The following is a 12888-nucleotide window of genomic DNA, read 5'->3' as shown; positions in this document are numbered from 1 at the left end:
CGCCGCAGGCCCGGACCGGACGTCAGAACCGGTAGGTCTCCAAGGAGCCGGTCCGCCGGACGTCCAGCGTGGCGCAGTGGAAGCCGCCGCCGAGGGTGCGCGAGTGGGTGAGCTGGAGCGGCAGCACGTTGATGCCGTGCTTCTCCAGCAGCTTGATCAGGCTGGTCTGACGGCGGTCGACGACCGCGAGGTCGGGGCGGACCACCAGCAGGTTCATGCCGATCCACACCGAGCAGTGCGGCTTGTCGCCGGTGAAGCCGATGTCCACCAGCTCCGGGCAGGTGATGGTCTGCCAGGAGCGCAGGAAGTCCGGCATGTTGTCGTCGTTGACGCGCGCCGGGTTGATCAGGACCAGGCCCGGGCGCAGCGGCACGATCGTGGAGTCGACGTGCGTGGAGGCGTACAGGTTGCGGCAGGGGTGGACCGTGTAGGTGCTGCCGAGGGCCGACTGGAGCCACTTCGCGCCCAGTTCGTTGCCGCTGTCGGAGACCAGGTAGAGCAGGTCGGTGCCGAAACGGAGCACGTTGGCGGCGTCGAACACCGGCTCCAGGTCGGCCAGCCGCTGTCCCGCGGGTGCGGTCGGCTCGTACGTCTCGTCGGTGAGCCGCGGCTTGGGCGCGGAGAGCCACCGGGTGCCGCTGGCGAAGTACTCCAGCAGGATGTCCTTGTAGGCCAGGGACTCGAGGAAACGGGCGCGCAGCGCCATCGGCGACTCGATGACGGTCTGGCCGACGGAGAGCAGCCCGTCGCGCGGGCAGTAGTCGTGGAAGCCGTCGGTCTGCCAGTCGGGGGTGGCGAGGAGGGCCGAGTTGTCACGTTGCCGGGGCCGCCGGACGGTGACGCCGAGCTTGGCGAGCTCCTCGCACAGGACGTGCAGTTCCTCCTCGGTCTCCTTGAGCACCCGGTCCGGATAGGGGCCGGCGGGAACCTGGTCCTGGCTGTCGTACTCGTCCGCGTACTCCACGGCGAACACGCTGCGGTCGGCCCGGGGGACCCGGGCGCCGACCGCCGTTCCGACGATGATCTCCTCCAGCGGGTCCCATTCGTTGTGCACACTGACCAGACTCATGGCCCTCCTCAAGTGGCTGTCGGCATGAATGCGGTGCTGCAACGGATGCTTCAGCGGTTGTTTCAGCGCGTGTTCAGCGGATGTTTCGTGAATACTCGTGCGCTGCCCCGGCGTTCCGAAACGGGCCGTGCGCGGCAGCGGCGAACCCGGCGGTGAAATCACACCGCCGCGGCCGCCGACTCGCCCTGGAATTAGGGGCTGAGTGAGCCGCCTCTCAATGGGCCGCGAGCATAGCGAAGCCGGGGTGCGGTCGGCGAACACGGCCGTCGTTCGACTGAAGAATGTCGGCACTCGAACACGGGACTTCCCCGCGATAAACCGAATCGGCGGCGCCCGGGGGCACCGCCGATTCCTTTGCCGTCGTCCCGGGCGCGGCCGGGGTCAGTGGCCCCGCAGCGCCTCCGCGAGGGTGACGGCGGCCGGGTCGAGGGCGGCGCGGCCGTCCTCGATGTCCCACAGGGCGTTCTGCAGCAGCCTGCCGTACGTCCAGCCGGCCGCCCGCGCCCGGTCCAGGCCGAGGGCCTCGGTCAGCAGGTCGAAGCGGCGCCGCACGACGCGTACGACGTCCCCCTGTGACACGATGTCGTCCCACCGGCTGTCCAGGGCGGGCCACAGGTCGAAGCCGGGGTCGCCGGCGAGCGGCTCCGGGTCGATGGCGAGCCAGGGCTCACGCTCGGCGGCGAGGACGTTGCCGTAGTGCAGGTCCCAGTGCAGCATCCGGTCGCCGGGTTCGCCGACCAGTTCGGCCACCGCCGACGCCCAGTCGTTCAGGAGCCGCCGGTCGGCCGGGGCGGCCAGCGCCGCCACCGCCCGCGGCACCTCCTCCAGCATGGCGCCGGCGATCTCGCCGAGGCCGCGCAGCCCCTGTGGCGCGGGGACGGACACCAGCCGGGCCAGCAGCCCGGCGAGTACGCCCATGGCGGCGTCGTCGTCCTCGACCGAGGCCAGCGTGCGGGACGCGTCCAGCCGCTCCAGGAGCATGGTGCTGCTCTGCGGGTCGTGGTCGAGCAGCCGCACGATTCCGTGCCCGTTCCAGGTGCGCAGCCCGGTGATGGCGGCGGAGGTCTCCTCCCTGGGCGTCTGGAGCTTGAGGACGGCGCGGGTGCCGTCGGCGCGCAGCACCGGCAGCACCAGCGAGGCCTCCCCCGACGCGGGGGCGCCGTCCGCCGTCAGCTCCCAGCGGTCCAGTAAGTCCGCGACCAGCGCGGGCAGGGCGGCGATCCAGGCCTGTCCCTCCTCGCCGAAGGCGCGGGCGTACGACGACGCCAGGGATTCCGGGATCTCCACCAGTCTTGACGTGCTCATATCGAATTCCTCAGGAGGGAGCGGGTGTTTCCCGCGCAACCTATCGGAGATCGGTACAGGCCCCGCCGTCCGTGGACGGTAGTGGGTGGGAGAACCGCGAGATACGGTCGCCGCCGTTCACCGGCCGTTCTCTTCCAAGGAGTTGATCGATGACGGCAGTCATTCCCGGGACCGGGCGCGGAATGCGGCGGTCCGCGCGGCGCGGGGGCACCGTCGCCGCGGCCCTGGTGACGGCTCTGACCGTGGCCTCCGCCGCCCCCGCACCCCACGCGAACGTGACCGGCGCCGAACCGGCCGGTCCACGGAACGTCATCCTCCTCGTCGGTGACGGCATGGGTGACTCGGAGATCACCGCCGCGCGGAACTACACCGTCGGCGCCGGTGGGCGGCTCGCCATGGACCGGCTGCCGATGACCGGTTCGTCCCTCACCTACGCCGTGGACGAGCGGGGCCGCCCCGACTACGTCACCGACTCCGCCGCCGGCGCCACCGCCTGGGCCACCGGGCGGAAGACGGTCAACGGGCGGGTCGCCAAGACCCCGGACACCGACCGTCCGCTGCCCACGCTGCTGGAGCTGGCCCGGCGCCAGGGTTACGCCACCGGCAGCGTCACCACCGCACGCATCACCGACGCGACGCCCGCCGCGCTCACCGCCCACGTCACCGACCGCTCCTGCGCGGGCCCGGCGGACATGGCGGCCTGCCCCGCGGACACCCGGGAGCGCGGGGGCGCGGGCTCCATCGCGGAGCAGACCGTGGCGCTGCGCCCGGACGTGCTGCTCGGCGGCGGGGCGGACGTGTTCGGGCAGCGGGTCACGGACGGGCCGTACCGGGGCCGTACCGTCCTGGAGCAGGCCCGGGCCGAGGGCTACCAGGTGGTGCGGGACCGTACCGGTCTGCGGGCCGCCCGCCCGGACCGGCCGGTCCTCGGGCTGTTCGCCGACGGGTCCCTGCCGGTCGAGTGGACCGGGGTCCCGGCGCGGCCCGGCGGCACCGCCCCCCAGCGCTGCGGCACCGGCAGTCCCGCGCCCTTCGCCGGTACGCCGGCCCTGGAGGAGTCGACGCGGGCCGCGCTGGAACTGCTGACGGCCCGTACGGAGCGGGCGGGCGCCGACGGCGAGGGGTTCTTCCTCCAGGTGGAGGGAGCCGCCATCGACGACCGGGCGCACGACGCCGACCCGTGCGGCCAGATCGGGGAGACCGTCGCCTTCGACCGCGCCGTCGGGACCGCGCTGGCCTACGCCGCACGCCATCCCCGCACGCTCGTCGTCGTGACGGCGGACCACGGCAGCGGAGGGCAGATCCTGCCGCTGGAGGCCCGGCCGCCGGGCCGGTCCGCGACGCTCGTCACCGACGAGGGCGCGCACCTGCACCTCGGATACGCCGGCGGCGCACCGGACGACGTGCAGGAGCACACCGGGGTGCCGGTGCGGGTGGCCGCCCGCGGGCCGTACGCGGAGCGGGTCGTCGGCGTGCACGAGAACACCGCGCTGTTCCACACCGTGCGCACCGCGCTCGGGCTGCGGTCCATTCACTGACGGCTTCCGGCCCGATCGAATTCGCTTTCAAGTGACCGCGGTTGAAGAATTTCCCCACCCCCTTCAGCATGGTCCGGCGGAAGCAGAAATACGCATTCACCCCAGAATCCACCACAGAATTGAAGGGTGTGACCCATGAGCTCCTCCGTGGAATTACCGAGGTGGCCCCAGCTCTCCGACGACGATGTCGAGGCGGCCGTCGCCGCATTGCGCACCAACCGCCTGGTGGGGTTGGGCAATCCGGTCGTCGAGGAGTTCGAATCGGCCCTCGCCGGGAGCCAGGCCGTCGAGCACGCGGTGGCCGTGTCCACCGGTACGGCGGCGGTCCACCTGGCCCTGCACGCCCTCGACGTCGGCCCGGGTGACGAGGTGATCGTGCCGGCCCACACCTTCATCGGCTCGGCGAGCCCCGTCGCCTACCTCGGGGCCCGCCCGGTCTTCGCCGATGTCACGCCCGACACCCACTGCCTGGACCCCGACTCGGTGAAGTCCCTGATCACCGATCGGACCAAGGCGATCGTCGTCGTCCACATCAACGGCGTGGCCGCGGACATGGCGGCGCTGTCCGCGATCGCCACGGACGCCGGGGTCCCGCTCGTCGAGGACATGGCCCAGGCGCTGGGCACCAGCATCGGCGGCCGTCCGGTGGGCGGCTTCGGCGAGTTGGCGTGCGTCAGCCTCTTCGAGCAGAAGGTGATCACCTCCGGTGGCGAGGGCGGTGCCGTCCTGACGAACAACCCCGGCTACGCCGAGCGCATCCGACGGCTGCGCAGCCACGGCGAGGGCCCCATCGCCGACCGTCCCGGTCTGATCTGGGCGTCCGAGGTCGGCTACAACTACCGGCTGACCGCCGTGCAGGCGGCGGTCGGTCTCAGCCAGCACGGGCGGCTGGGCGAGATGGTGGAGGCACGCCGGCGCAACGCCGCGTACCTGTCCGAGCGCCTGGCCGACGTCGAGGGCCTCGAACTGCCGGTCGAGCCGGAGGGCACCGTGCACGCCTTCTGGAAGTACGTGGTGCGGGCGGTGCCGGGCGGCGGCCGGCCGCCGGCCGCCGAGATCGCCGCGGCCCTGCGCTCCCGCGGCGTCCCGGTCCTGCTGCGCTATCCCTTCCCGCTGCACAAGCAGCCCGCCTTCGCCGAGCACCAGACGGTGTCGCTGCCGGTCGCGGAGCGGCTGTCGCAGGAGCTGCTGGCGCTGCCGTCGCACCCCGCGCTCACCGAACGGCACCTCGACCACGTGGCGGCCGAGGTCCGCAAGGCGTTCACCGGATGAGCTGACACCTGGGCGCCGCGCCGCCTCCTGTCGCGGGTGGCTTCGCCGTGCCGCCGGACGCACCGCGGCGCCCTCGCGACCCGGTGAGCGGCACGTCCCGGCCCTCGCCCGCGACCGGGCGGCCTCACCGGCCGGCCCCGGTGTCCGGCCCCACCGCCCGGCCCCGTCGCAGCGCGGCCCCCGCCGGCACGGGGTGCGTCGTCCGTCACCGGCGGCGCGGCCGCCCCTGTACGCCCCCGTCCCGTTCCCCGTACACCCCGCGCGCCCAGCGGCCCCGTGCACGCGGTGCCGCGCCCCCGCGGCCTCAGGAGAATCTGGAGAGCACATGTCCTCTGTTCCACCGCCCGCCTCCTCCGACGTCTCGCCCGACTCCGGTGGGGCTCCGCCCCTGCTGCTCGGCACGTCCGCGTTCGGGCAGAACGAGCGCGCCTTCCCCGTGTACGACGCCTACTGGGAGGGCGGCGGCCGGGCCTTCGACACGGCGTGGCTGTACGGGCACGCGTACGGGCCCGGCTGCTGTGAGCGCACCTTCGGCGCGTGGGCCAGGTCCCGCGGCGTCGAGAAGGACGTATGGGTCCTGGCGAAGGGCGCGCACACCCCGGAGTGCCTGCCGGACCGGGTGGAGGCGCAGCTCGCCGAGAGCTTCGACCGCATGGGGCGGGACGACGCCGCCCTGTACATGCTCCACCGGGACAACCCCGACGTGCCGGTCGGCGAGTTCGTGAGCGTGCTGGCGGACCTGGTGGCACGCGGTCTGATCAGCGGGTACGGCATGTCGAACTGGTCACTCGGCCGGGTGCGGGAGGCCGTCGCCTACGCCCGGGAGCAGGGGTTGCCGGCACCGGTGGGGGTGAGCAACCAGCTGAGCCTGATCGACATGGTGCAGCCCATCTATCCGGGCACCATGGGCTCCCACGACCCGCGCTGGCGGGCGTGGCTCGCCGAGAACCCGGTCACGCTGTACCCCTGGGCGAGCCAGGGGCGCGGGGCCCACGCCCTGGCGGACCCCGCCGAGTTGCGCACGAGTCCGCTCGCCGAGTGCTGGTACAGCGAGACCAACGTCGAACGGCTGCACCGGGCGCGCACCCTCGCCGAGCGCAAGGGTGTCTCGTCGACGGGCATCGCGCTGGCCTGGACGCTGTCCCAGCCGTTCCGCGTGGTCGCGCTGATCGGTCCGCGGCAGCCGGAGGAGGTCCGCGATTCGCTGGCCGCGGCAGCGCTCCGGCTCACCGAGGCGGAGCGCGACTGGCTGGAGAACGGTGCGGGAGAGCCGCCCCGGGACTGACCGGAGCCGGGACGGCGGCCACGAGCGCGCCGGCGCGGGACCCGGCGACCGCCGTCGTCCCACCCCGTCGCCGTCCCCTCTCCCCCGGTCTCTCCCGTCGGCCCGCCCCTCACCGTCCTGCGTCGGCCCCGTCCCGCACGCCGGTCACCGGTCGGCGCGGGGCGCGCCCCCGCACCGGGCCACTACCGCTTGCGGGTCCGCGGAGCGACGGTGTCGCAGCACGGATCGGCGGGGGCCCCGGCGCGGTCGAGTGCGTCGGGGACCTGGACGGTGACCTCTCCCGGCCGCCGGGACTCCAGCGCGGCCGCGCGGCGTGGCATGCCGACGGCGGGCCGCTCGGCGCCCTCGGCCTCCTGGCCGCCCGGTTCGCCGCCGGTCCCGTGCTCCGCACCGGCACCGCGGGCCCGTTCGAGCTGCTCGGCGACGAGCTGCCAGGTCCGGGAACAGCCCCGGGCCAGCTCGGCGACGGCTCCCACCCGGTGCGCCGGGACGTTCCGCAGCAACCGCTCCCAGTCCTGCGGGCGCACCGCCGCGACGGTGAGCCACCGCAGCAGCGTCCTGCCGTCCTCGGTGAGCCGTACGGAGGGGTCGCGGCTGAGGTGGTGCAGCATCAGCGCGCGGGAGGGCCGCTCGGCCTCGGCTTCGTCGTACGGCCGCTCCGGCTTCCGGGCCGGCTCGGGCCCCGGTTCCGCCTCGGTCCGCGCGCGGCCTCGTTCGGGGACCGGCCCCTCACCCCGCTGGAGCCGTTTGCGCACGTCGGATACGGTTCCCAGGGAGACGCCGGCCTGGGCGGCGATCTGGCGCAGCGGGGCCGAGGGGTTCTCCTGCATGAGCCGCCCGGCCAGCCGACGCCCCTCGGCGGGGTCGACCGGGCGGGCCCGCCCGTCCCTGCCGATGCGGACATTCGATTGAGGAAGCCCTTCGGTCGAACGCGCCCGGAGCGCCGCCACGGTCTTGGCCGAGAGCCCGGTCGCGATCCCGATCGCCCGGTCCGACCACATCGGATGGCTGCGCAGGATGCGCGCGGCGGCGTCCTTGCGGTCCTGCAGGCCGAGCGGCAGGCCGTGGGTGATGTTGGCTTCGACGGCGAGGACGAAGGCGTCCTTCTCGTCGCCCTCGAAGAACCGGACCGCCAGCTCGCTCTCCCCCCGGAGTTCGGCGGCCCGCAGGCGGTGCATTCCGTCGACGACCCGCATCGTGGAGGCCATCACGATGATGGGCGGGAGTTCCGCGCCGGATTCCGCGAGGGCGCGGATGTGCTCCGGGTCCTCCCCGGCACTTCGCGGCGAGTCGGACGGCCTTAAGGAAGCGATGGGAACCTTGACGACACCGGATAACTTCGCGCTGTTCCCATTGATTTCCGCTACCCCCCGGGAGGACAGATCGTGCATGTCGGACTGACGACGGGAACTGAGCTCCATCACATACCTTTCGGTCACAAGGTATTTCGCTGAATGGCGCGAAGCACAACGTACGACTTCCCCCGACTTCCCCCGACTTCCCCCGGTGTAGGATTATCACTTGCCGTCTCGGCAGTAAAGCAGCTGCAAATGACCAGAAATATGAGTCCACCGGGGGGTGCGACGCGGCCCCGCACGGGCGTCCGGGGCGCCGGAACCGGGCCGCGGCGGCGCATCCATGGCGGTCCGCCGGGGGAAGAGCCGCCGGTCCACCCGGCGCGGGTGGGGATCTACGGTTGTTTCCAGCCGTCGGACGACCACGAAACGAGCGTCGAATAGCTACGCCCCTTACGCCCCGGGCGCAGACCAAGACAGAGAACAGGCCACCCGTCGCAGATTTTTCGCCACCGGCCGGCGACCGTGCGGCTCATGCGTCGCCGGCCCATCCGTGGCCCCACGTCACGCAGGGAGAGAAAATGAAGGCGCTCGTCCTGGCCGGCGGAGCCGGCACCCGGTTACGGCCGATAACCCACACGTCCGCGAAACAACTGGTGCCGGTCGCCAACAAACCGGTCCTTTTCTACGGCCTGGAGGCCATCGCGGCCGCCGGAATAACAGATGTCGGAATCGTGGTCGGGGACACCGTCGCGGAGATAATGGAAGCCGTGGGGGACGGCTCGAAATTCGGCCTCGACGTCACCTACATTCCCCAGCGAAAGCCACTCGGCCTGGCCCACGCCGTCCGCATCTCCCGCGACTACCTGGGTGACGACGACTTCGCCATGTACCTCGGCGACAATTTCGTGGTGGGCGGGATCGACCAGCCCATCCGCGCGTTCCGCGCCCACCGGCCGGACGCCCATCTGCTGCTCACCCGGGTGTCCGACCCCCGGTCCTTCGGCGTGGCCGAACTGGACGAGCACGGCCGGGTGCGTCACCTGGAGGAGAAGCCGACCCATCCCCGGAGCGACCTGGCCCTGGTCGGCGTGTACCTGTTCTCCCCCGCGATCCACGAGGCCGTCCGGGCCATCGAACCGTCCTGGCGGGGCGAACTGGAGATCACCCACGCCGTGCAGTGGCTGATCGACGAGGGCAAGGACGTGCGGTCCACCCTGATCAGCGGCTACTGGAAGGACACCGGCAACGTCACCGACATGCTGGAGGTGAACCGGCTGGTGCTGGAGACGGTCGAACCCCGGTGCGACGGAGACGTCGACCAGGACAGCGAGCTCATCGGACGCGTCCGGGTCGACGAGGGCGCCGTCATCCGCAACTCCCGTGTGATCGGGCCCGTCGTGGTCGGCAGCGGGACCGTGATCACCGACTCCTACGTCGGGCCGTTCACCTCCATCGCCGAGGGCTGCCTGGTGGAGGACAGTGAACTGGAATTCTCCATCGTGCTGCGCAACGCCTCCATCTCCGGAGTGCGGCGCATCGAGGCGTCCCTCATCGGCCGGCACGTCCAGGTGACCCCGGCGCCGCCGGTCCCGCACGCCCACCGCCTGGTCCTCGGCGACCACAGCAAGGCGCAGATCTCCTCCTGACCCCGGCCGACCCCGACTGAAGACGGAAGGCGGCTCCCCTCATGGCCACACGCCTGCTCGTCACCGGCGGCGCCGGCTGGGACAGGGTGGAACACGTCCCGGACCGCAAGGGCCACGAGCGCCGCTACTCGGCCGACGCCGGCCGGATCCGCCGCGAGCTGGGCCATGTCCCGGCGACGGGCCTGAGCACCGGCCTGGAGGCCACCGTGGCCTGGTACCGCGACAACCGCGCGTGATGGGAACCCCTGCGCGCCGACCGCGTCCCGCAGAACGCGTGATCCACCGGACGCGTGCTCCGCGGGAGACGTCAGCCGCAGAACGCGCGACCCGCCGCCGCGCCGCAGCACCGGAGGTCCGTCGCCACGCCCGCACGTCCCGGCTCCCGTCGGCTCGTCACCGGTGCGTCCGGGATGCTCGGGCGCGAACTCACCGCGCGCCTGTGCCGCCGGGGCGTCCCGGTGCTCCCGCTCGGCCGCGCGGACCCGGACGTCACCGACCCGGCCGCCGCCCTGTCCCGCCGCCGGCCGGCGTGCCCGTCGTCGACGACCAGCACGGCGGGCCGACCCGGACCGGTGATCTCGCCGTCCGGCTCCTCGCGCTCGGCGCCGCGGCCCTGCGGGGCGCCGCGCCGCCGGGTGTCCACCACGCCGTGAAGGCGGGGAGCACGACCTGGTACGCGCCGGCGCGGGAGATCCTCCGGCGGGCCGGTGGCGGGTCGCCGGTCTGGCCCCGCTGCACGAGTGGCGTTCCGCACTCGCCGAGTCGTTCCCCGCACTGCTGCGCGCGTCGGCGGAGGGGGGCGGGCACGGTCAGGCGGCGAAGCGCCGCCGCAGTTCCTGATGGAAGGCCGCACAGGTGCGGTAGTCGGGCAGCAGCCCCCGCCGGGCCGACTCCTGAAGGCCGGGGGACTGGCTGTCCTTGGGCGACAGGACGGGCTCGATCCCGGGGGGCCAGGCGATGCCCAGGGCCGGGTCGAGCGGGTGGACGGCATGCTCACGCTCGGGGGCGTAGCCCTCGGAGGTGAGGTAGACCACGGTGGCGTCGTCGGTGAGGGCCATGAAGGCGTGCCCCAGCCCGGCCTCGATGTACACGCTGCGCCGCGGGTCGTCGAGGCGGACCGTCTCCCAGGCGCCGTAGGCGGGCGAGCCCACCCGGATGTCGACCACGACGTCGAGCACGGCACCGCGGAGGCAGGTGACGTACTTGGCCTGGCCCGGCGGGACGTCGGCGAAGTGCACACCCCGCACGACCCCCTTGCGGGAGACGGAGCGGTTCACCTGGGCGACGCCCAGGGCGTAACCGATCCCCTCGCTCAACGGGCCGCCGCGGAAGAGTTCCTGGAATTCCCCCCGCTCGTCGTCGAAAACCCGCGATTCCACCAGCCAGGCACCTTCGATACCGAGCGGACGCACGCCTGAACTCCTTTTCTGTGGACATCCGGTCAGAACCGGTACGACTCCAGAGTGCCGGTCCGCCGCACATCGACGGTGACCCGGTGAAAACCGCTGCCCAGCGCCCGGGAATGGGTCAGCTGGAGCGGCAGTACGTCGATTCCGTTGTTCTCCAGGACGCGCATCAGATCCGCCTGCCGCCGGTCCACGATCACCAGTCCGGGCCGTACGACGAGAATGTTCGACCCGGTCCACCCCGAGCGGTGGACCGCACCGTCCAGGGGGCCCGGATCCACGAGTTCCGGGCACACGATCCGTTTCCAGGTGCGCAGGAACGGGGGAATGTGCTCGGCGTCGACCCGCTCCGGATTGACCAGGACCAGGCCCGGGCCGAGCGGGACGATCGCGAAGTCGCCGTGCGGCGAGCCGTACGGTCCCCGGCAGGGATGCACGGTGTACGTCTCCCCCAGCACCGCCTGCAGCCAGCGTGCGCCCAGCGCGTTGCCGCTGTCGGACACCAGGTAGAGCAGGTCGGTGCCCATCCGCAGCACCGTGTCCGCGTCGAAGACCGGCTCCAGTTCGCGCAGCCGCTCCCCGGCCGGGGCCGTCGGGTCGTACATGACGTCGGTCAGCACCGGAGGCGGCGCCGAGATCCAGCGGCTGCCGCTGGTGAAGTACTCCATCAGCAGCATCCGGCAGGCGGGCGACTCCAGGGACCGGACCCGCGGCACCGTCGGCGTCTGGATGATCGTCTCGCCGACGGTCAGCAGTCCGTCCCGGGGCCGGTAGGCGAGGGCTGTGTCCGCGCCGCGGTCCGGGGGTGCGGGCGGGCTCGCGGGGTCCCGCGGCGGAAGGCGGCGGACCGTCACGCCGAGGCCTCTCAGCTCCTCGCACAGGCCGTCGAGCTCGTCCTCGGTCTCGCGCACCATCCGGTTCTCGGCGCCGACCGCCGTACCGACGACGATCTCCTCCAGTGGATCCCATTCGGTGTACACGCCGGCCAGGCTCATGGTGTCCCTCTTCACCTCGCAGTACGTCTCGGGAAGCAGCCGCGGCGGGCACCCGCGGCCCGGTCAGTCGGCCGGGAGGTAGCGCAGCAGCCGCCCCCACATGGCGTGGTCGTCGGCGTCGCCCGTGTGCGGCGCGGAGAACCGGGCCGCGTACTCGGCGATCTCGGCGAGCTGCCAGCGCAGCTCGTAGAACCGCAGGAAGAGCCCGCGACCGCCCGGCGCGGTGCCGAAGGCCCGGGCGACCGCGGCCCAGTCCCGTTCCGGAGGGGCCCACATCGTGCTGCCCCAGTCGAGGATGTCCACACCGTCCTCGAACAGGACGTTGGCGGGGCTGGGGTCGCCATGGGTCAGGGCGGGCGGTTCGCCCTCCCAGCGCGCGGCGCAGTCGGCGGCCACGCGTGCCGCCTCGCGGCGCAGCTCGGCCAGCCGGTCCCGGCACCCGGTGACGAGCCGGGTGAGCCGGCGGCCGTACGGGCCGAGGTCGTCCGTGTCCCCGTCCAGGGCCGTGCGCAGCGCCTTCTCCAGATCGCTGTCGAAGGGGAAGCCGAAGTCCTCCACGGGGACCTCGGCGGGCAGCCCGTCGGGAGTGGCGAAGCCGTGCACCTCCGTCAGCCGGGCGACGAGCAGGTCGAGTTGGGCGGGGGTCGGGGACACGCGCCGGGCGGCGGCGGCCCGCTCGACATAGGGGAAGACCACGACGGGCAGTCCCGACAGATGGTGGACCACGCCGCCGTCGCGCGCTGCGAGGGGGGCGAGCACGAAGTGCTTTCCGGCTTGGCGAAGCAGCAGGGCGGCTTCGTAGGCGCCGGGGAAATGGCCGTCGAGGTCCCGGCGGACGCTGATCCACAGCGGGCCGTATCGATAGGACCAGCTGTCCTCACCGAGCGGAAAGAACTCCAGGCGGTGCGTTTCCTCGTCGATGGGAACGACATCCTGGAATTTCTCCGCGACAAGCCGGACCAGACTCCGGCGATCCACGAGCTCGTTTTCCAAGAGCATGCCAAAGGCTAACACCGCGACGAGGCCGCCAGAGGCGTTCAACTGCCTTGTGGGACCGAGCAGTTGGGACCCTCG

The 12888-nt window shown here is 72.6% G+C and carries 11 protein-coding genes and 1 pseudogene; 6 read left to right on the top strand and 6 right to left on the bottom strand.

From position 1 onward, the window contains the following. Positions 1 to 22: 22 nt before the first annotated feature. On the bottom strand, positions 23 to 1069 hold the full coding sequence (locus RIM90_RS03450; protein WP_309059012.1) for an inosamine-phosphate amidinotransferase 1: 1047 nt from the start codon (positions 1067 to 1069) through the stop codon (positions 23 to 25). Between the two features lie 381 nt (positions 1070 to 1450). Then, the gene (locus tag RIM90_RS03445) at positions 1451 to 2374 is read right to left on the bottom strand and encodes an APH(6)-I family aminoglycoside O-phosphotransferase (RefSeq protein WP_309059011.1); all 924 of its coding nucleotides are present in this window, start codon (positions 2372 to 2374) and stop codon (positions 1451 to 1453) included. A 182-nt stretch (positions 2375 to 2556) separates the two neighbouring features. Here RIM90_RS03445 and RIM90_RS03440 point away from each other — a divergent pair, with 182 nt between their 5' ends. From RIM90_RS03440 to RIM90_RS03430, 3 genes are all read left to right on the top strand, one after another. Continuing rightward, complete coding sequence (locus RIM90_RS03440; protein WP_309059032.1) at positions 2557 to 3912, top strand: alkaline phosphatase; 1356 nt, start codon at positions 2557 to 2559, stop codon at positions 3910 to 3912. Between the two features lie 135 nt (positions 3913 to 4047). After that, entirely contained in the window at positions 4048 to 5184 is a 1137-nt protein-coding gene (locus tag RIM90_RS03435; RefSeq protein WP_309059010.1) for a DegT/DnrJ/EryC1/StrS family aminotransferase, read from the top strand. A 325-nt stretch (positions 5185 to 5509) separates the two neighbouring features. Next, a complete protein-coding gene (locus tag RIM90_RS03430; protein WP_309059009.1) occupies positions 5510 to 6469 on the top strand; it encodes an aldo/keto reductase in 960 nt (319 codons plus the stop codon). A 182-nt stretch (positions 6470 to 6651) separates the two neighbouring features. On the opposite strand, the gene RIM90_RS03425 is transcribed toward RIM90_RS03430, so the two are convergent. Then, positions 6652 to 7860: a ParB/RepB/Spo0J family partition protein gene (locus RIM90_RS03425; RefSeq protein WP_309059031.1), complete on the bottom strand. Its 1209-nt coding sequence runs from the start codon at positions 7858 to 7860 to the stop codon at positions 6652 to 6654. A 485-nt stretch (positions 7861 to 8345) separates the two neighbouring features. On the opposite strand from RIM90_RS03425, the gene RIM90_RS03420 reads away from it, so the two are divergent. The 3 genes and pseudogenes from RIM90_RS03420 to RIM90_RS03410 form a co-directional block, all read left to right on the top strand. Beyond that, positions 8346 to 9413 carry a glucose-1-phosphate thymidylyltransferase gene (locus tag RIM90_RS03420; protein ID WP_309059008.1) on the top strand — a complete coding sequence of 356 codons (1068 nt, stop codon included), beginning with the start codon at positions 8346 to 8348 and terminating at the stop codon, positions 9411 to 9413. A gap of 41 nt (positions 9414 to 9454) precedes the next feature. Continuing rightward, a complete protein-coding gene (locus RIM90_RS03415; RefSeq protein WP_375165392.1) occupies positions 9455 to 9649 on the top strand; it encodes a hypothetical protein in 195 nt (64 codons plus the stop codon). Next, positions 9649 to 10122, top strand: a pseudogene (locus tag RIM90_RS03410) (sugar nucleotide-binding protein); the annotation flags it as partial. The gene RIM90_RS03415 and the pseudogene RIM90_RS03410, both read left to right, overlap by 1 nt. Positions 10123 to 10222: 100 nt before the next feature. Here RIM90_RS03410 and RIM90_RS03405 read toward each other — a convergent pair. From RIM90_RS03405 to RIM90_RS03395, 3 genes are all read right to left on the bottom strand, one after another. Next, the gene (locus tag RIM90_RS03405) at positions 10223 to 10825 is read right to left on the bottom strand and encodes a dTDP-4-dehydrorhamnose 3,5-epimerase family protein (protein ID WP_309059007.1); all 603 of its coding nucleotides are present in this window, start codon (positions 10823 to 10825) and stop codon (positions 10223 to 10225) included. A 29-nt stretch (positions 10826 to 10854) separates the two neighbouring features. Continuing rightward, the gene (locus tag RIM90_RS03400) at positions 10855 to 11814 is read right to left on the bottom strand and encodes an inosamine-phosphate amidinotransferase 1 (RefSeq protein ID WP_309059006.1); all 960 of its coding nucleotides are present in this window, start codon (positions 11812 to 11814) and stop codon (positions 10855 to 10857) included. Between the two features lie 63 nt (positions 11815 to 11877). Continuing rightward, entirely contained in the window at positions 11878 to 12813 is a 936-nt protein-coding gene (locus RIM90_RS03395; protein WP_309059005.1) for a phosphotransferase, read from the bottom strand. Between the last annotated feature and the right edge of the window lie 75 nt (positions 12814 to 12888).

It is taken from the genome of Streptomyces sp. (assembly GCF_031181555.1).
Classification (GTDB): Bacteria; Actinomycetota; Actinomycetes; order Streptomycetales; family Streptomycetaceae; genus Streptomyces; species Streptomyces fimbriatus.
The sequence above is the reverse complement of the archived record's forward strand: the minus strand, read 5'-3'. Positions and strand labels throughout refer to the sequence as shown.